Below are 17,259 nucleotides of genomic sequence, written 5' to 3'. Positions count from 1 at the left end.
CGCGCGGATACGCCAGCTTCAAAACCATGCGGACCGTGCTGTTCCTGATCGCAGGCAAGCTCGACTTCTCGGCCTTCAATCCACATGCCTCGTGAGCCGCATTACCCACTCCACTTTTGAAATAGCCGGAATTGTAACGAGCCAGATTCTGGTTCCGTTGATAGTTTCCGAAGAGCCGCTGGACAGCCTCAACCATGCCTTCACGCGCTTGTCCGAGAAATTTGAGCCGTGGCGCAAATCACATACCGGAAATGTATACGACCGAGTCCTGTATCAAGAGAAAAGCGGCCGCTGGTACCCATTGAACGTATTGCGCGATGCAGCGATTGCCCGTGAGGAACATGAGTTCATCCGGGCAGAGTGGGTGCGAATTCAGAAAGTGCTCCGCTCGCCCCTGCTACCTTCTGGCTCGGAATAATCATGGTCGCGCGCCGCCGAAATGTGGCGCCTGCTGTTCAAACTTGCTGTCTGGACAAATATCTGTCAAGACTGTGGGCTGCTCAGACGCAGAACACCCCTGCCACCAATCTTGGCCAGGCTCTCCGCAGCCGAGCGGGCACTATGTATGGAGCAGCCGGCAGCTCGCCGTCATTCATCTCTTGCGCCGTTTGCTCCGTCTGATGCCAAAGGTCGTGCTCTAGTTGCACCCGCTCGTAAAGCAGCGACCATCGGCCGTGCAACAGCTCTGGGGAGCAATTCGCGACGTTTGCAAACAGGTCGGCGGCCTGCACCGACCACGGTGCTGCGCCTTCTGGGTGGTTGTCGGCAATAAGGCTCGCGACGGCACGGTCGAGCCGCTCGCGCAGGCTTAACCCGCATTTCTGTGCGGACACGATTGCCGCCGCCATCACGGCGGGTGACATGTGCAGCACAGTGCGAACGCCTGACGACGTGCTGTCAAGGCAAGTTGTTTCCATAGTCTGATGGCCTCCGTCGTTTGGCTGACGGTCGCAGGATGGCTTAGCGGCGCAGGATTTCCACGCAGTTTTTGTTACCAAATCCCGACGGGTGACTACACGAGATGTGCCTGGCCACGGCGGCTGGGACGCTTCTTGAGGTCATATCCGGCTCCCGATGTCGCGCGCGCGTGCGGCGGGTACGAAAGCAACGGCGAAGGCCGAGGCCGACGAATGTGCAGCTCGAGTTGGGGAAGGGCAGCTGCCAGACTATTGTCCGGCATCTGCGGTTGCAGGCGCTCAAATGCAATGGGGCGCAACGCAGGCCAAGTCTGTGGGCCTGCCGCATCCGACGAAATGTCAGCCTACGCATATAAGAAAAGGGCCACGCCGTGTGGGAAAATTGTGGGAAAGCGGCTTTTTGCGTTTTCCTGTGGGAAATTTCCTAGGGCGGTAACTTTGCTGGAAATCTAAGCCAGAAAAGGCTTTGAGAGATTTGGTGCCCAGGGCCGGAATCGAACCGGCACGCCTTGCGGCGGGGGATTTTGAGTCCCCTGCGTCTACCAATTTCACCACCTGGGCAGATACTGCGGCGCGCATGGGGGAGATCAGCGCGCGAAGAAGACGCAGATTATGGCCGAAAATCGGTGGACGGGCAAGCCGACTGCTTTCGCCCGCTCAGACCGTGCGCGAGAACCGTTCGAGTGTCTGCTCGCCGAGATAGCGATCAAATACCATCGCGAGATTGCGCACCAGCATGCGGCCGGCCATCCGCACTTCGAGCTTGCGCGCGCTGAGCGAGATCAGCCCGTCGTCCTCGAATGAACGCAGACGCGCGAGTTCCGGCGCGAACGTGTCGGCGAAGTGGATGCCGTATGCCGTCTCGAATTCGTCGAAGCGCAGTTCGAGGTTGCACATGAGCTGCGTGATCACGTCGCGGCGCAGACGGTCGTCGGCGGACAGGCGGACGCCGCGCGCGATCGCGAGCCGGCCCGCATCGATCGCGTCGGCGTAAGCGGGCAGCGCTCTCGCGTTCTGTGCGTACACGTCCCCGACCTTGCCGATCGACGATGCGCCAAAGCCGATCAGATCGCACTCGGCCCGCGTGCTGTAGCCCTGGAAATTGCGGTGCAGCGTGCGCCGTGCCTGCGCGCGAGCGAGTTCGTCGCCAGGCAGCGCGAAGTGATCCATGCCGATGTGGACATAACCCGCGTGCGTCTGCCGTTCGACCACCCGTTGCAGCAGAGCGAGCCGCTGTTCGCTCGACGGCAGCGTCGCGGAATCCATCTGGCGCTGCATCTTGAAGAGCTGTGGCATGTGCATCGTGTCGAACGTTTCGCGGAACTGCGGCGCGCTCGGGTAGGACGTATAACGAGGACCATTCGCGCTGTAGCGCGCGAGCAGGTCGGGGCGGAACAGGGTGTCGGCTTGGGACATGAGCGGGATCGGACGGTGGGCGGCAGTGGCACAATGCGGGTCTGGCAACGCGTTGCCAAGGTTTGAGTTCAGGAAAGATGACGTGGATCAAAGGTTGAACAGTGCACGGGTGGACGCTCACGCGTGCCGTCCCGATTGCGGCGCGTGCTGTATCGCGCCGTCGATTTCGAGTCCGATTCCGGGCATGCCGAACGGCAAGCCGGCGGGCGTGCGCTGCGTGCAACTCGGCGACGATCTGCGCTGCGCGATCTTCGGTCGGCCGGAGCGGCCCGCGTGCTGCTCGGGTCTGCAGCCGCAACTCGAGATGTGCGGCGCGAATCGCGGTGAAGCGCTCGCGTGGCTCACGCAACTCGAAGCGCAAACGCAACCGGCATCCCATCCATGACGCGCGGCACGCGGTCAGCGCCGTCGCCAACCACACCCCGCCGACGCAAGCCGATGTCCGCAAGGGCGTCCACAGGAGATTTCGCATGACTCGACCCGCAGCGCCGGCCCGGCGCCGCTTTTTGCGCGCAGCGCTGACTGGCAGCAGCGTGCTTGGCATCACTGTGTCGCTCGCGGCATGCGCGAGCCCGATGTTTCCGTTTATGCCGTCGCATTACACGTTCTCGCAACAGCAGGTGCAGGAGGCCGTGCAGCGCAAGTTCCCGTATCAGCGCACGGTGTCGCAGGTGTTCGAGGTCGCGCTGAGCAATCCGGTGGTGGGCATGCTGCCCGATGCGAACCGGGTGCAGGTGAAACTCGATGTGCGTTTCGCGAGCCCGTTCCTGCAACAGCCGGTCGATGGTGTATTCACGCTGTCGAGCGAACTCGCGTACGACGTGGCGAGCCGCTCGGTGATCCTCAAGTCGCCAAGTGTCGATAACGTCAGCGTGAGCGGCCAGGCGCAGGCCTACACGCAGCAGATCAACGCGGCCGCGGCGCTGCTCGCGACCCAGTTGCTGACCAACTATCCGATCTACACGTTCAAACCCGAGCAACTGCAATTTGCCGGCGTGAGCTACGAACCCGGTACAATCACCATCCTTACAAACGGCATACGCGTGCAGATCGTCGAAAAATGACGCGCACGCGCGGCCGCCTGGGCCGCGCATGCCAGCGATGACCGCGCGGCCCTCTTCGTTGCGACAACCTACCGCGATAAGGGGCACGGATGGACTGGCTACTGGCTTGCAAGGCGCTGATTCTCGGCGTGGTCGAGGGTTTGACGGAGTTTTTGCCGGTGTCGAGTACCGGGCATCTGATCGTCGTCGGCAGTCTGCTCGATTTCTCCGACGACGAACACGCAAAGACCTTCGATGTCGTGATCCAGCTCGGCGCGATTCTCGCCGTGTGCTGGGAGTTTCGCCGCCGCATCGGCACCGTGATCGTGGGTCTGCCGAGTCGGCCCGATGCGCGCCGCTTCGCGCTGAACGTGATCATCGCGACGATTCCGGCGGTCGTGCTCGGCCTGCTGTTCGAAAAGTCGATCAAGCAGGCCCTGTTCTCGCCGGTGCCGGTTGCGTTCGCGCTGGTCGCGGGCGGCGTCGTGATTCTGTGGGCGGAGGCGCGTCAGCGTGCGCGCGGCGACACGGCGGTGCGGGTGCGCAGCATCGACGATCTGAGCCCGCTCGATGCGCTGAAAGTCGGCCTCGCGCAGTGCTTCGCGTTGATTCCGGGAACCTCGCGTTCGGGCTCCACGATCATCGGCGGCATGCTGTTCGGCATCGAGCGTCGCGCCGCGACCGAGTTTTCATTCTTTCTCGCGATTCCGATCATCTTCGGCGCGACCGCCTACGAGCTGTACAAGGACTGGCATCTGCTCACCGCCGATGCGCTCGGCAGCTTCGCGCTGGGCTTCGCGGCGGCGTTCGTCAGTGCGTTCATCTGCATACGCTGGTTGCTGCGCTACGTCGCGTCGCACGACTTCACGGTGTTCGCGTGGTATCGGATCGGCTTCGGCCTGCTGATCCTGCTGATCGGTTATAGCGGCGGGTTGAGCTGGGCCGATTGAGCCCTGCCGCGCGATGAAAAAAGGTCCGCGTATGCGGACCTTTTTTGTTGGCTTGCCGTCTCGTCGCGTTACGCGGCGCCGCGCTTGCGGAACACGAGATCCCACACGCCGTGGCCGAGTCGCAGGCCGCGCCGCTCGAACTTCGTCACCGGACGGTAGTCGGGCCGCGGCGCGTAGGTGTCGGCGGTGTTCTCGAGCAACGGATCGGCGCCGAGCACTTCGAGCATTTGTTCGGCGTAGTTCTGCCAGTCGGTCGCGCAATGCAGATACGCACCCGGCTTCAGACGCGACACGAGTAGCGCGACGAACTTCGGCTGGATCAGCCGGCGCTTGTGATGGCGCGCCTTGTGCCACGGGTCGGGGAAGAAAATGTGCACGCCGTCGAGGCTGTCGGGCGCGATCATGTGCTCGAGCACTTCGACCGCGTCGTGCTGGATGATGCGGATGTTCGTAACCGACAGTTCGCCGATCAGCTTCAGCAGCGCGCCGACGCCGGGCTCGTGGACTTCGACGCCCAGGAAATCGTCGGCGGGACGTTGCGCGGCGATCTCCGCGGTGGTCGCGCCCATGCCGAAGCCGATCTCCAGTATGCGCGGCGCCTGTCGGCCGAACACGCCGGTCCAGTCGGGCTGCTGCGGCGCGTAGGGTACGACGAAGCGCGGACCGAACTCATCGAGCGCGCGGCGCTGGCCGGTCGACACGCGACCCGCGCGCGTGACGAAGCTGCGAATGCGGCGGTGATACAGCGTATCTGCCGGCGCTGCACCCGGCGTGCCATCGGCATTGTCCGCATGGTTGCCGGTGGGCTGGCCGGCGGCTGCGCTCGTGGGTGTCGGGGAGTCGTCCGGGAGGCCGGAGTCGTTTGGATCGTGGATCATCGTCGATGCTGCTGCAAGGGTGAGGGCTGCGCGTCGCGCGCACTATGCCGGGCCGTTGCCACTACAAAAAAGCCGCCTTCAGGGAGGCGGCTCTTGCTGGATTGCGCTGAACACTCAGCCGGAAAGTGGAGCGGGCGATGGGAATCGAACCCACGGCTCTAGCTTGGGAAGCTAGGGTATTACCATTATACGACGCCCGCGAAAGGCGAGATTTTACAGGGATTTCGGCCATTTGGGCAGGGGTATGGTTCGCGCGCGCGAACAGCAAACCCGTCTTTTCGCTTCGACGGTTCGAACGGCACTGACCTTCAGATACCGTCTCCGCTTGCCGTTAACCCGCCTGGTTCCCAACGCCGTGCGCTTTCGAAACCGGAAGCCAGCACGAGCCCGGCGCTCCCCTCCTGATCAAGAGACTCTCCCAAGATGCAGTGGCTTTCCAATCTGAAGCTGAGCCAGAAGCTTGTCGGCTCGTTGTTGCTGTGCGCATTCGTGACGGCCATCGTCGGCACGGTCGGTGTGCTGAAGGTGCGCGAACTCGCGACGATGCAAACCGAGATGTACGACCGCGAATTCGTGCCGGTGCGCGACGATGGCACCGCCGCCTGGCAAGCCGCCTCGCACTTCCGGGCCTGTATTCGTACATTCTGAATCCGGAGCCGGCCGGCCGCGCCGATACGGTGCGCCTGAATCACGGCGGCGAAGCGGCGATCCTGTCGGCGTTCGACTACGAGCGCAAGCACGCGACCACTGACGCGCAAAAGCAATTGCTGAGCGACTTCGACGCCGCCTATCCGGCCTATATGAGTTCGGTCGCGAAAGTGATGGCGCTTGCCGACCAGGGCGATCAGACCGGCGCGCTCGCGGAGCTCAAATCGACCACCGATCCGCTGCATGTCAAGCTGCGCACGCTGATGATCAAGCTGTCCGACGTGCGCGACGAACTGGCGAGGCAGCGCGTCGCGAACGGCTTCGACATGGTCCGCTCGGTGACGTGGTGGATCGCGGGCTGCGCGCTCGTCGGCGTCGCGATCGCGATCGGCCTCGGGCTGCTGGTGACGCGCGCGGTCGTGCGGCAGATCGGCGGCGAACCGGCCGAAGTCGCGAAGCTCGTCGAGCAGATCGCGAGCGGCGACCTGAGCCAGCGCCTGCACACCGACAGCACTGACGAGCGCAGCATCCTGCGGGCGGTCGCGCACATGCAGCAGCGTCTCGCGACGACGATCGACTCGATCCGCGAAAGCGCCGAGTCGGTCAGCATCGCTTCGCAGCAGATCGCGGGCGGCAACATCGATCTGTCCGCGCGCACCGAAGAGCAGGCCGCTTCGCTCGAACAGACCGCGGCGAGCATGTCGGAGTTGACGCAGACCGTCAGCCGCAACAGCGACAACGCGAGCGCGCTCGCGACTCAGGCGGCGCAGGTCGCCAACACCGGCAATACTGCCGTCGAGGACATGGTGCGGACCATCGGCGAGATCAGCGGCAGCTCGACCAGGATCTCGGAAATCACCGGCGTGATCGAGGGCATCGCGTTCCAGACCAATATTCTTGCGTTGAACGCGGCGGTCGAGGCGGCGCGCGCGGGCGAGCAGGGGCGCGGCTTCGCGGTGGTCGCAAGCGAGGTGCGCAATCTCGCGCAGCGCTCGGCGAGCGCGGCCAAGGAGATCAAGGAGATGATCACGACGTCGGTCGCGATCATCGAGGGCGGAACGCGGCAAGCGGCCGAAGTCAGCACAACGATGACCGATATCAAGGACGCGATCCATCGCGTGTCGGATATCGTCGGCGAGATCGCGACGGCCTCCGAGGAGCAGAACCGCAGCATCCACCAGGTCGGCCAGGCCGTCACGCAGATGGACGAGACCACACAGCAGAACGCGGCGCTCGTCGAACAGGCGGCGGCAGCAGCGCAATCGCTCGAAGTGCAGGCGCGCAATATGAAGCAGACGGTGTCGGTGTTCCGGACGGGGGAGAGCCGCGGTTTCGCGGCGGCCGGATCGAAGCCGGCGCCGACGTAAGCGCCGGCACGCGCACGTGTCGACAAGCTGACGTTGCCACAGCCGGCGATCGCCGCGCCTGCGCGCGAGCGCGCGGCGGCGACCGCGGCCGAGAGTGACTGGGGTACGTTTTGACCGACGGCTTGCGCGCGGCTCGGCGTCGAGCGTTAGCCGACCTACCCGCGCGATCAGCTCAGATCACGAAATAAGTCAGCTGAACCGCCGCGCGCGTGACAACCATCTGCAGCACCTGCACGATCACGAACAGCAGGATCGGCGACAGATCGATGCCGCCGAATTTCGGCAGCACGCGGCGCAGCGGATTCAGAAACGGCGCGGTCAGCTGATAGAGAATCGGCATCGCCTGCGAACGCGGATTGAGCCACGACAGCAGCGCCATCAGAATCGTCATCCAGATGATCAGATTGAGCGCCCATTTGATCGCCGTCAGCACCGCGACGATCAGCAGCGTCGGCACGAGCGTCAGTGGATCGGCGCCGGTCAGCACGATCATCAGGACGACGTAGATAATCGCGGTGATCAGCGTCGCGACCACGCTCGCCCAGTCGATGTTGCGTGTGCTCGGCAGAATGCGCCGCAGCGGCAGCACGATCCAGTTGGTCGCCTGCAGCACGGCGTTCGAGACCGGGTTGTACGGCGGCAGGCGCACGACCTGCAACCACGCGCGCAACAGCAGCGCCGCGCCGAACAACGTGAAAACGGTATTGAGTAGAAAACGGGCGATATCGCCAAACATCTCGTGTCCTTATGCTTCTGATATGACGGCCGAGGGCCGGCCGTGGGCTGCCGGCGTCGCCCGATCGGCGCGTGCCGGCGGATTACTGGACTTACCCGGTTAGCCAACCGGAAGTTCGACGCCATTGCGCGCGCCCTTCCGATGGCTGTCTGTCCGGCATCACACGGAAATCCGAACCTCGCTGATCAGGATCGTGCCGTTGCCGCCGTCGGTGTAGTTCGGGATATCCGCTAATAGTTGCTCGGACGCGGGCTTGAACACTTTATAGAACTCGTCCGCGCTATCGAACAGGAAGTGACCCGCGGCCACGTAAGGCGGCGGCGTGCCGGGCGGCCCGGCGTTCAGGCCCGCGTCGACCGACCAGCCTTTCAGCGCCGGCCCGAACAGCATTGCCGCGAGCGGCATGTGGGTCGCGCAGTAGTAGTCCATGTCGAAGCGGCCATTTTCCCGGTACGGGTAGAGGATGCTGACCTTGATCATTGTGCGTTCTCGTCTGTTGATCCCGAAGCGCGGCGCCGGTCGTCGCGTGGTTCGCATGTGGTTCGCCCGGCGCGCCGGACGTCACATTATCACGGCTTACTTCACGCTTGCACCTGCCGCGGCCTGATTCAGCGAGCGGCCCAGCGATTCTTCCACAGCTTCGGAGATCGCTTCAATCGTCGCGGGCGGCCTGGCGCGACGTCGGGCGAGGTCGACCGCGCGGCGCGTCAGCAGACCGTACAGCGCAGCATGGTCGCCGCCGAATCCTTCCAGCAGCGCGAGCTGCTTCTCCACGACACCGGTATCGCCGCGCGATACCGGACCCGCGAGCGCGTTGGGCAGGCCCTTGTCGCGCGCGGTTTCGATCGTGCCGGCGAGCATCGGCAGCAGCGCGCGCAGCGCGTCGTCTTCGGCGAAGCCCAGCGTGCGCCATAAGCCGACGCATTCGGCGAGGCTGCATAGCGCGAAGCTCGCCGCGTAGTGCGCGGCGGCGTGATACAGCATGCGGCCGCCCGGCGGAATGGACAGCGGATTGCACCGCAGCGCGAGCGCGAGCGCGGTCAGCGTCTCTTTCAGCTCGCCGTCGGCTTCGATCGTCACCGAGCAGCCGGCGATGCGCTCGAGATCGGCAAGCTCGCCGCTAAATAGATACAGCGGATGAAAGCCGCCGATCGCGGCGCCCTGGTCGCGGGCCGGCGCGAGCAACTCGACCGGCGATGCGCCGCTGCAGTGCACCAGCGCCTGGCCGGAGTGGCTTGTCGCATCGCCTGCAAATCGGAGTGTGTGCGCTGTCGTACCGATGTTGTCGTCCGGAACGGCTAAAAAAACGATATCGGCGGCGTCGACAACCTGTTGCGGATCGTCGCAGACCGCGCAGTGTGCGATCTGGGCGGCGAGCCGGCGCGCGGAAGCGGCCGAGCGGCTCGCCACCGCGGTGACCGGATAGCCGGCGCGCGCAAACGCGAGCGCGAGACAGCGCGCGAGCCGCCCGCGCCGATGAAGCCGACGCGCGGCAAGGAAGGCTGGGACATGGTCGCCTGCTCCAGACGGATCGTGTGAACGGGAAAGCAGCAGTATTGCGCATCTGGCGAAGCGCGCGCGGTCCGGCCCCTTGCGGGTGAGACAGCTGTCGTCGGATGAGTTTGCGGGCGATATGGCGCTAGCGGTCGGTCATGGGGTGGCGCGACGCCCATTGGTGTGAAAAGTGCCCACAATCGTACGTGACAGGAACAGTGGTCGATGAGCCGGTTTAGTTGTTTTTTTCGTACTTAGTTCGCAGTCAGAAAATTCGGGAGGGTCGATATGAGTATTTTTTCTTACCGAAAGCACTTGCGGTTCCTGACGCACGCCCAGCGCCGTCGCTGGTGGGATCAGAAAAAGCGCCTGACGCCGCGCGTGCGGATCAGCGGCGCGTATGTGCCGCCGAACGTGTCCCGCGAATTCGCGTACGTGAAGGTCGGCTAGTCACGCGGTCTTCGCAGGTGAGGAACTGCCCGGCTCGAGCAATCGAGGCGGGCATTTTTTATTGGGAAAATCCTCCGGCTGTCAGGTTTGAAGCGAATTTGTAATTAAAGATTACCGATGCGCGAACTCAAACCCGCGCCTTCGATCAGACCTATGACGCGCGGCCCTTCAGTTGCGTGCAAGCCCTTGATTCCCGGCTCATTTCGCCGTCGTCGCGGCGGCGCGTATGTGCGCTCGCGCGGCGCTCGGCAAAACGCTTCAGCTCGCCCATTGCAATTTGCAACAAATGCGAACAGTTCAGCCGGGGCTTTTTAGATACATTGATTTCACCGCATGCGAGGCATGTGCAGTCGGCGACCTTGGCAGGCCGCGCTAGGAGAACAAGAGTGAAAAAGATCGTTCCGTTTGTCGTTGCAGCCGCACTCGGCCTGGGACTTGCCGGGGCTGCGGAGGCAGGTGTTTCCGTCGGTATCGGCCTTGGGGTGCCGATTGCGCCGGCTTATCCGGTCTATGCGGCGCCGCCGCCGGTCTACTACGCGCCCCCGCCCCCGCCGGTCTACTACGCGCCGCCCCCGCCGGTGTATGCGCCGGTTCCGGTCGTGGTCGGAGGCTACTACAGGTATGGCCATCCTTATTACCGTGGCTACTACCACGGCTATCGCGGCTACTACGGACACCCCTACTATCACCGCTAAGCGCGGGCGCGCATGAGGCGCGCGGGAATCTCGACGGCGTAACCCCGGCCGATGCGCCGGGTTACGCCGTTTTTCTTTGGCGCTGCCGGTCTGCGTTGCCCGCGACGGTGGTGGGGCTTCGCGCAAGCCGCTTTTCAAAGCAGTGGAGAAGCTGGGAGAATGGCTGTTTTGCCCCGCTCCAGGAGAGTTTTGCCGATGCCAGCGCTTCCCGTTCCCACCTTCGATGATGTCCTCGACGCGGCCGCGCGTCTCGAAGGCGTCGCGCACCGCACCCCCGTTCTGACGTCGAGCACGTTCGACGAGCGCACTGGCGCGTCGGTCTTCTTCAAGTGCGAAAACTTCCAGCGTATGGGCGCGTTCAAGTTCCGCGGCGCATACAACGCGATTTCGCATTTCGACGCGGAGCAGCACAAGGCCGGCGTGCTGACCTATTCGTCGGGCAATCACGCGCAAGCGATCGCGCTATCGGCGCGCCTCGCCGGCATTCACGCGACGATCGTGATGCCGCACGACGCGCCCGAGGCTAAGGTCGCCGCGACGAAGGGCTACGGCGGTGAAGTGATCACTTACGACCGCTACAAGGAAAACCGCGAGGAAATCGGCCGGCGCCTGGCCGACGAGCGCGGCATGACGCTGATTCCACCGTACGATCATCCACACGTGATCGCCGGGCAAGGCACCGCGGTCAAGGAGCTGATCGACGAAACCGGCCCGCTCGACATGTTGTTCGTCTGCCTCGGCGGCGGCGGGTTGATCAGCGGCAGCGCGTTGTCGGCGGCCGCGCTGAGCCCGGCTTGCACGGTGATCGGCATCGAACCCGAAGCGGGCAACGACGGGCAGCAATCGCTCGCGCGCGGCGAGATCGTGCATATCGACGCGCCGCGCACGATCGCCGACGGCGCCGCGTCGACGCATCTCGGCGACTACACGTTCGACATCATCCGTCGGCTGGTCGCGCGAATCGAAACGGTCAGCGACGCCCAACTGATCGACACGATGCGCTTTTTCGCGCAGCGCATGAAGATCGTCGTCGAACCGACCGGTTGCCTCGCGGCGGCGGCGGTACTGAACGGCATCGTGCCGGTGAAGGGCAAGCGCGTCGGCGTGGTGGTGAGCGGCGGCAACGTCGATCTGCCGAAGCTCGCGCACTACCTCGCATGAGCGCCTCACGCAGAGTCGCATGAAGGAAAAACGGCTCGCCGATGCGAGCCGTTTTGTTGTCGGTGAGCCGCTTCAGCTTGCCACTTGCGCGGTGCTTTGCACGATCAGGTCGTGATACCCGTTGACGATCACGCTGTACGAGAAATACGCGAACAGCAGCGCCGACAGAACGTGACATGCGCGCAGCAGACCGGTGCCGGCGCGCTTGCGTCCGTGGCTGCCGAGTCCACAGATAAAAAGCGTCCAGCACAGACCGCCAAGAAAGAAGCCGCCGAGAAAGATCAGCGCGGTCGCCGGGGTCGTCGCGCCGGCCTTCGCGATCAGCGCGCCGCCGACCGCCGCGAACCATAGAATCGCCGACGGCGACGACACCGCGAGCAGCACGCCGCGCAGAAACCCGCGCCATGCCGATCGATGCGGCGCAGCCGCGTCGCCTTCGCGGGCGACCGCGGCAGCCGTGGCCGGGAACATCGCTTCACGCGCCATCTTCCAGGTGAGGAACAGCAGGATCGCCGCGCCGCCGATCCACACGACCCAGCGCACCGACTCGAACTGCAGCAGCGCGGCCATGCCCGCGAGCGCGAGCGTCGCGTAAATCAGGTCGCCGACGCACGAGCCAAGGCCGAGCCAGAAGCCCGGCCGGAAGCCGTGCGACAGCGTCAGCGAAATGATTGCGACATTGACGAGCCCGATATCGAGGCACAGCGACAAGGACAGAAAAAATCCGTCCGACATCATTGAAAAAGGGTGCATCCACGCGAGCGTTCCGTCCGTTATTGATTGTCCGGCGAGCGTTAAAGGTCGAGGCCCAACTCGTTCCACAAGCTATCGACACGCTGCTTGACCGCGTCGTCCATCACGATCGGGCGGCCCCACTCGCGGTCGGTTTCGCCCGGCCACTTGTTGGTCGCGTCGAGCCCCATCTTCGAGCCGAGGCCAGCCACCGGCGACGCGAAATCGAGATAGTCGATCGGCGTCCGATCGACGAGCACCGTGTCGCGCGTCGGGTCCACTCGGGTGGTGATCGCCCAGATCACTTCCTTCCAGTCGCGGATATTGACGTCTTCATCGACGACGACGATGAACTTCGTATACATGAACTGCCGCAGGAAACTCCACACGCCGAACATCACGCGTTTCGCGTGGCCGGGGTAGCTTTTCTTCATCTGCACGATCGCCATGCGGTAGCTGCAGCCTTCGGGCGGTAGATAGAAGTCCGTGATCTCGGTGAACTGCTTCTGCAGCAGCGGCACGAATACTTCGTTCAGCGCGACGCCGAGCACAGCGGGCTCGTCGGGTGGTTTGCCGGTGTAGGTGGAGTGATAAATCGCGTCGCGGCGCATCGTGATGCGCTCGACCGTGAAGACCGGAAACCACTCCTGTTCGTTGTAGTAGCCGGTGTGATCGCCGTACGGGCCTTCGAGCGCGTGTTCGTACATGGCGGACGCACCCTTCGACGGACGCGGCGGCGCGCCGGCCGGAGCGGGCGAGGGCGCGCCTTCCTGCGGATAGATGAAGCCTTCGAGCACGATTTCGGCGCGCGCGGGCACCTGCAGACCGTCGACGCCGGGCGTGATGCACTTCGCGAGTTCGGTGCGCCCGCCGCGCAGCAGCCCGGCGAACTGGTATTCGGACAGCGTGTCGGGCACCGGCGTAACCGCGCCGAGGATCGTCGCCGGGTCCGCGCCGAGCACGACCGCCACCGGATACGGCTTGCCGGGATTTTTCAGCGCGAACTCACGGAAATCGAGCGCGCCGCCGCGATGCGTGAGCCAACGCATGATCAGTTTGTTACGCCCGATCAGTTGCTGGCGATAGATCCCCAAGTTTTGTCGGCTCTTGTTCGGCCCTTTCGTGACGGTCAAACCCCAGGTGATCAGCGGTCCGGCATCGCCCGGCCAACAGGTCTGAATGGGCAGTTTGGCGAGGTCCACATCGTTGCCCTCCCAGACGATTTCCTGACAGGGCGGCGCGCTGACCGTCTTCGGCGCCATGTCCCACACCGCCTTCGCTAGCGACAACAGCTTGCCCGCGTCCTTGAAGCCTTTCGGCGGCTCCGGTTCCTTCAGCGCGGAAAGCAGCCGGCCGACGTCGCGCAGCGATTCGAGCGCCGCCTGGTCGCCTGCGTTCGCTTCGGCATCGATGCCCATGCCGAGCGCGACGCGGCGCGGTGTGCCGAACAGATTGCCGAGCACGGGGAACGCATGCCGCTCGGTGTTCTCGAACAGCAGGGCCGGCCCGCCCACGCGCAGCACGCGGTCGCAGAGTTCGGTCATTTCGAGATTCGGCGATACCTTTTGCGAGATTCGGCGCAGTTCACCGATCGTCTCGAGGCGGCCGATGAAATCGCGCAAGTCTTTGTATTTCATCTGTAACCGTTCAGGGCCGCATGCACGGCTCATAGGACTGGAAACGCAGGAGGGACGACGGTGGTCCTTGTCCGGCGCACAAAAGCGATCGTCGATTTTACCTGCGTTAGCTAGCGCACGTAGATCGACCAAATGGTCTGTTTCTGACAGCCAGGGTCGGATCGCTGAAAACGCGCGTTGCACGCGGTTGTGGCCCGACTGAACACTGTTCATAATTACAAATAGTTATAGATTTTGCATTCTATAGTGTTGACGATCTATAAAAGCGTGCATAGAATCCGTCCACATTGGTCGCAGGCCGTTAACCTTTTTACCGTCGCCCCGGTCCCTAGACGCAACGCGTCACCGTTTTACTTCCCCTGCAGGGTGGAACGGCATTATTGAAGTCCTCACCAGCGTCCACCAACGCTGGTTTTTCGCGTGGGAGCCGAGCCCGGCATACATCGAGTATGTGTGGGCTGTTTTTGAGATGGCTCCCCAAACGGTATTTGTTGCCGTTTTCCCGACGTCGCTACGGCTCAGCCAGAGAGCACGCGATGTCTTGACTCTGCGAGCGCGCTGTACCGCCTGATTTTGTCCCGGCGGAGTTCGCGGATCATGCAAGATGGGAGATCTGAATGAACGCCTGGTTATCGTGGCGTCCCGATGAGCGTATTGCGCAAATTGTGCGCGGTGCGCTGCGCCGCGGGACGCGACTGAGTCATCACCTGTTCAGCATTGTCGGCGGTATCGCCGTAGTGCTGGCTCTCGCACTGTGGCTGATGCCGACCTGGCGCGGCGCGCTCGCCGCGCGTCTGATGCCGGTCATTTCGGCCGCCGTGCAGGCGGGTCCTGTCCGCCTGCTGCAAGGCAATCCATTGCCGGCCATCGGGCCGGCCAGAAACGCCGGCGCATCCTCCGACGAATCGCTGTCGGCCAATTCGCCAACCAAGCCGACCGCGCCGAACCCCGCCGATGGCGCGAACGACGGCAGCATGACCCTCACCGTGGCCACCACCAGCTTCGATGGCGCGTTCGACGGCTCCAGCTCGTCGGGCACGAGCGCCGCGGCGCTTAACGGCCTCGATCCGCGCACGATGCAGGGCGTCAGCGCGCTCGCGCGTCTGATCCCGCAGCAGCGCGTGTCCGCCGATGCGCGCGATGACCGCGTGCTCGTGTCGAGCCACGGGCAGGACCTGGTCGCGTCGTACCTCGCGCGGCGTTATCGCGTGGCACAGGAGCCTGTCGGCGAGCTCGTGAAGGCCGCGTTCGACACCGGCCGTGAAGTCGGCCTCGATCCGCTGCTGTTGCTGTCCGTGATGGCGATCGAGTCGGGCTTCAACCCGTACGCCGAGAGCGGCGTCGGCGCGCAGGGCCTGATGCAGGTGATGTCGAAGGTGCACTCGGACAAATTCCAGTATTTCGGCGGCCAGAGCGCGGCGCTCGAACCGCTCGCGAATATCAAGGTCGGCGCGCTCGTGCTGAAGGATTGCATCGCGCGCGGCGGCTCGCTGCCGGGCGGCCTGCGCCTGTACGTCGGCTCGAGCACGCAGGACGACGGCGGCTACGGCGCGAAGGTGATGGCCGAGCGCGGTCGTCTGCGCGACGTCGCGCGTGGCCGCAAGGTGCCGATCAATGCGCCGCAGGCGCCGGTGCTGACCGCGTCGGCCAACCCGGCGCCGGCCGCTGCGACGAGCGGCGGCAACGGCAAGCGCGTGCAGGTGACACTGCAGGATGGGCACACGCTGAGTTCGACGACACCGGCGGGGCATACGCAACCGGCCGATCAGGACGATGCGAGCGCCAATTCGACGACGCGCCATGTGGCGTCGGCGTCGGAACTGGGGGCTTAGGTCAGGCGCTTTCCGAGCCGCGTGAAAAAAGAAGGACACCCGAGGGTGTCCTTCTTTGCGTCTGGTAGCTCGGTTTTCACCGACTCCATGCGTCAATGCCGCCCGAACAGCTTCGCCAGGCGCTCGACCGCCTCTTCGAGCTTCGGATACGCGGTCGCATACGACAGCCGGATGTACTCCTTCGGCGCGTGCGTGCCGAAGTCCATGCCCGGCACCAGCACGACGCCGGCATCGTGCAGCATCGCCTTCGTGAGCGCCGCGCTGTCGCCGGCCGCCGGATGCGCGACGCCGCAGCAGTCCGCGTACACGTAAAACGCGCCGTCGGGCATCACCGGCACAGAAAAGCCGAGCGATTCGAGCGCCGGCGCGATGAAGTCGCGGCGGCGCTTGAATTCGAGGCGCCGCGCTTCGTAAATCGCGATCGTGTCCGGTTCGAAGCAGGCGAGCGCCGCGTGCTGCGCGAGCGCCGACGCGCAGATGAACAGGTTCTGCGCGAGCTTTTCGAACGCGCCGACCATCGCGGCCGGCACGACGAGCCAGCCGAGACGCCAGCCGGTCATGTTGAAGTACTTCGAGAAGCTGTTGACGGTGATCACATCGTCGCCGAACGACAACGCCGACACCGGCTTCGCGTCGTAGCTGAGCCCCTGGTAGATCTCATCGACGATCGTAAAGCCGCCACGCGCGCGCACCGCGTTGACGATGCGCTGGAGTTCGGCCGGCTCGATCGACGTACCAGTCGGATTCGACGGCGATGCGAGCAGCACGCCGCGGGTGCGCTCGCCCCACAGGCGTTCGACGTCGGCGGCGGTCAGCTGGAAGCGCTCGGTCGGGCCGCTCGGCACCATCACCGGCTTACCTTCGGCGGCGATCACGAAATGGCGGTTGCACGGATAGCACGGGTCGGGCATCAGCACTTCGTCGTCGCGGTCGACGAGCGCCGCGCACGCTAGCAGCAGCGCGGCCGACGCGCCCGCCGTGACCACGATCCGCGCCGGATCGACGTCGATACCGTAGAACTCGGCGTAGTGCGCGGAAATCGCGTCGCGCAGCGCATGCACGCCGAGCGCGCTCGTGTATTGCGTGACGCCGCCGCGCAGCGCGCTGGCGGCCGCCTCGATGACCGGCTCGGGCGCGGTGAAATCCGGCTCGCCGATGCCCATGTGAATGATGTCGCGCCCTGCGCGTTCGAGCAGCGCGGCCTCCTTGGCCAGTTCCATCACGTAGAAAGGCTGGATGGCATCGACGCGCGCGGCAAGCCGCACGAGAGGTTCGGTCACGGAGTTCATACGGTCAGTCCAGT

The 17,259-nt window shown here is 64.4% G+C and carries 15 protein-coding genes, 2 tRNA genes and 3 pseudogenes; 9 read left to right on the top strand and 11 right to left on the bottom strand.

The genetic code is table 11. The features are described 5' to 3' along the window. Window positions 1-91 precede the first annotated feature (91 nt). Window positions 92-418 carry a hypothetical protein gene (locus F6X42_RS34465; protein ID WP_187638438.1) on the top strand — a complete coding sequence of 109 codons (327 nt, stop codon included), beginning with the start codon at window positions 92-94 and terminating at the stop codon, window positions 416-418. Between the two features lie 82 nt (window positions 419-500). Here the strand turns inward: F6X42_RS34465 and F6X42_RS34460 are convergent, their stop codons facing one another. From F6X42_RS34460 to F6X42_RS34450, 3 genes and pseudogenes are all read right to left on the bottom strand, one after another. Continuing rightward, complete coding sequence (locus F6X42_RS34460) at window positions 501-863, bottom strand: hypothetical protein (protein WP_187638437.1); 363 nt, start codon at window positions 861-863, stop codon at window positions 501-503. A 530-nt stretch (window positions 864-1,393) separates the two neighbouring features. After that, window positions 1,394-1,478, bottom strand: a tRNA-Leu gene (locus tag F6X42_RS34455). Between the two features lie 96 nt (window positions 1,479-1,574). Continuing rightward, window positions 1,575-2,246: pseudogene (locus F6X42_RS34450) on the bottom strand (oxygen-independent coproporphyrinogen III oxidase); the annotation flags it as partial. Between the two features lie 169 nt (window positions 2,247-2,415). On the opposite strand from F6X42_RS34450, the gene F6X42_RS34445 reads away from it, so the two are divergent. The 3 genes from F6X42_RS34445 to F6X42_RS34435 all read left to right on the top strand — a co-directional run bounded on the left by F6X42_RS34445 (window position 2,416) and on the right by F6X42_RS34435 (window position 4,326). Then, entirely contained in the window at window positions 2,416-2,718 is a 303-nt protein-coding gene (locus F6X42_RS34445; protein WP_184023217.1) for a YkgJ family cysteine cluster protein, read from the top strand. Window positions 2,719-2,803: 85 nt separating this feature from the next. Further along, window positions 2,804-3,397: a DUF1439 domain-containing protein gene (locus tag F6X42_RS34440; protein WP_187638436.1), complete on the top strand. Its 594-nt coding sequence runs from the start codon at window positions 2,804-2,806 to the stop codon at window positions 3,395-3,397. 89 nt (window positions 3,398-3,486) lie between these two features. Then, complete coding sequence (locus tag F6X42_RS34435) at window positions 3,487-4,326, top strand: undecaprenyl-diphosphate phosphatase (protein WP_187638435.1); 840 nt, start codon at window positions 3,487-3,489, stop codon at window positions 4,324-4,326. A gap of 68 nt (window positions 4,327-4,394) precedes the next feature. Here the strand turns inward: F6X42_RS34435 and trmB are convergent, their stop codons facing one another. Together trmB and F6X42_RS34425 are read right to left on the bottom strand one after the other, a co-directional pair. Further along, window positions 4,395-5,204 carry a tRNA (guanosine(46)-N7)-methyltransferase TrmB gene (trmB, locus tag F6X42_RS34430; RefSeq protein ID WP_187638434.1) on the bottom strand — a complete coding sequence of 270 codons (810 nt, stop codon included), beginning with the start codon at window positions 5,202-5,204 and terminating at the stop codon, window positions 4,395-4,397. A 126-nt stretch (window positions 5,205-5,330) separates the two neighbouring features. Then, a tRNA-Gly gene (locus F6X42_RS34425) sits at window positions 5,331-5,404 on the bottom strand. Window positions 5,405-5,627: 223 nt separating this feature from the next. On the opposite strand from F6X42_RS34425, the pseudogene F6X42_RS34420 reads away from it, so the two are divergent. Continuing rightward, window positions 5,628-7,333 (top strand): annotated as a pseudogene (locus F6X42_RS34420) (methyl-accepting chemotaxis protein). Between the two features lie 58 nt (window positions 7,334-7,391). On the opposite strand, the gene F6X42_RS34415 reads toward F6X42_RS34420, so the two are convergent. From F6X42_RS34415 to F6X42_RS34405, 3 genes and pseudogenes are all read right to left on the bottom strand, one after another. Continuing rightward, window positions 7,392-7,955, bottom strand: coding sequence for a YggT family protein (locus F6X42_RS34415; RefSeq protein WP_187638433.1), 564 nt, complete (start codon window positions 7,953-7,955; stop codon window positions 7,392-7,394). 159 nt (window positions 7,956-8,114) lie between these two features. Beyond that, complete coding sequence (locus tag F6X42_RS34410; protein ID WP_187638432.1) at window positions 8,115-8,435, bottom strand: EthD family reductase; 321 nt, start codon at window positions 8,433-8,435, stop codon at window positions 8,115-8,117. Window positions 8,436-8,531: 96 nt separating this feature from the next. Then, window positions 8,532-9,466, bottom strand: a pseudogene (locus F6X42_RS34405) (Rossmann-like and DUF2520 domain-containing protein). Between the two features lie 271 nt (window positions 9,467-9,737). Here F6X42_RS34405 and F6X42_RS34400 point away from each other — a divergent pair. From F6X42_RS34400 to F6X42_RS34390, 3 genes are all read left to right on the top strand, one after another. Next, window positions 9,738-9,899, top strand: coding sequence for a hypothetical protein (locus F6X42_RS34400; RefSeq protein WP_171910228.1), 162 nt, complete (start codon window positions 9,738-9,740; stop codon window positions 9,897-9,899). Window positions 9,900-10,285: 386 nt separating this feature from the next. After that, window positions 10,286-10,594, top strand: coding sequence for a hypothetical protein (locus tag F6X42_RS34395; protein ID WP_187638431.1), 309 nt, complete (start codon window positions 10,286-10,288; stop codon window positions 10,592-10,594). A gap of 195 nt (window positions 10,595-10,789) precedes the next feature. Continuing rightward, a complete protein-coding gene (locus F6X42_RS34390; RefSeq protein WP_187638430.1) occupies window positions 10,790-11,755 on the top strand; it encodes a threo-3-hydroxy-L-aspartate ammonia-lyase in 966 nt (321 codons plus the stop codon). A 72-nt stretch (window positions 11,756-11,827) separates the two neighbouring features. Here the strand turns inward: F6X42_RS34390 and F6X42_RS34385 are convergent, their stop codons facing one another. Next, the gene (locus tag F6X42_RS34385) at window positions 11,828-12,508 is read right to left on the bottom strand and encodes a LysE family translocator (protein WP_187638429.1); all 681 of its coding nucleotides are present in this window, start codon (window positions 12,506-12,508) and stop codon (window positions 11,828-11,830) included. 41 nt (window positions 12,509-12,549) lie between these two features. Next, on the bottom strand, window positions 12,550-14,124 hold the full coding sequence (locus F6X42_RS34380; protein ID WP_187638428.1) for a UbiD family decarboxylase: 1,575 nt from the start codon (window positions 14,122-14,124) through the stop codon (window positions 12,550-12,552). 617 nt (window positions 14,125-14,741) lie between these two features. On the opposite strand from F6X42_RS34380, the gene F6X42_RS34375 reads away from it, so the two are divergent. Next, window positions 14,742-15,956, top strand: a complete 1,215-nt coding sequence (locus tag F6X42_RS34375; protein WP_187638427.1) for a transglycosylase SLT domain-containing protein — start codon at window positions 14,742-14,744, stop codon at window positions 15,954-15,956. Window positions 15,957-16,048: 92 nt separating this feature from the next. Here the strand turns inward: F6X42_RS34375 and F6X42_RS34370 are convergent, their stop codons facing one another. Continuing rightward, window positions 16,049-17,245 (bottom strand): pyridoxal phosphate-dependent aminotransferase, encoded by a 1,197-nt coding sequence (locus F6X42_RS34370; protein ID WP_187638426.1) that lies wholly within the window; start codon window positions 17,243-17,245, stop codon window positions 16,049-16,051. Window positions 17,246-17,259 lie beyond the last annotated feature (14 nt).

Source organism: Paraburkholderia podalyriae (assembly GCF_014397785.1).
Lineage (GTDB): Bacteria > Pseudomonadota > Gammaproteobacteria > Burkholderiales > Burkholderiaceae > Paraburkholderia > Paraburkholderia podalyriae.
Note: the sequence above shows the minus strand (reverse complement) of the source record. Positions and strands in the feature narration are given on the sequence as shown.

Excerpts from the sequence above, each read along its gene's own strand:
- F6X42_RS34375 (WP_187638427.1), top strand. The coding sequence starts at position 14,742 with ATGAACGCCTGGTTATCGTGGCGTCCCGATGAGCGTATTGCGCAAATT.
- F6X42_RS34380 (WP_187638428.1), bottom strand. The coding sequence starts at position 14,124 with ATGAAATACAAAGACTTGCGCGATTTCATCGGCCGCCTCGAGACGATC.
- F6X42_RS34400 (WP_171910228.1), top strand. The coding sequence starts at position 9,738 with ATGAGTATTTTTTCTTACCGAAAGCACTTGCGGTTCCTGACGCACGCC.
- F6X42_RS34415 (WP_187638433.1), bottom strand. The coding sequence starts at position 7,955 with ATGTTTGGCGATATCGCCCGTTTTCTACTCAATACCGTTTTCACGTTG.
- F6X42_RS34410 (WP_187638432.1), bottom strand. The coding sequence starts at position 8,435 with ATGATCAAGGTCAGCATCCTCTACCCGTACCGGGAAAATGGCCGCTTC.
- F6X42_RS34460 (WP_187638437.1), bottom strand. The coding sequence starts at position 863 with ATGTCACCCGCCGTGATGGCGGCGGCAATCGTGTCCGCACAGAAATGC.
- F6X42_RS34385 (WP_187638429.1), bottom strand. The coding sequence starts at position 12,508 with ATGCACCCTTTTTCAATGATGTCGGACGGATTTTTTCTGTCCTTGTCG.
- trmB (WP_187638434.1), bottom strand. The coding sequence starts at position 5,204 with ATGATCCACGATCCAAACGACTCCGGCCTCCCGGACGACTCCCCGACA.
- F6X42_RS34440 (WP_187638436.1), top strand. The coding sequence starts at position 2,804 with ATGACTCGACCCGCAGCGCCGGCCCGGCGCCGCTTTTTGCGCGCAGCG.
- F6X42_RS34435 (WP_187638435.1), top strand. The coding sequence starts at position 3,487 with ATGGACTGGCTACTGGCTTGCAAGGCGCTGATTCTCGGCGTGGTCGAG.
- F6X42_RS34390 (WP_187638430.1), top strand. The coding sequence starts at position 10,790 with ATGCCAGCGCTTCCCGTTCCCACCTTCGATGATGTCCTCGACGCGGCC.
- F6X42_RS34370 (WP_187638426.1), bottom strand. The coding sequence starts at position 17,245 with ATGAACTCCGTGACCGAACCTCTCGTGCGGCTTGCCGCGCGCGTCGAT.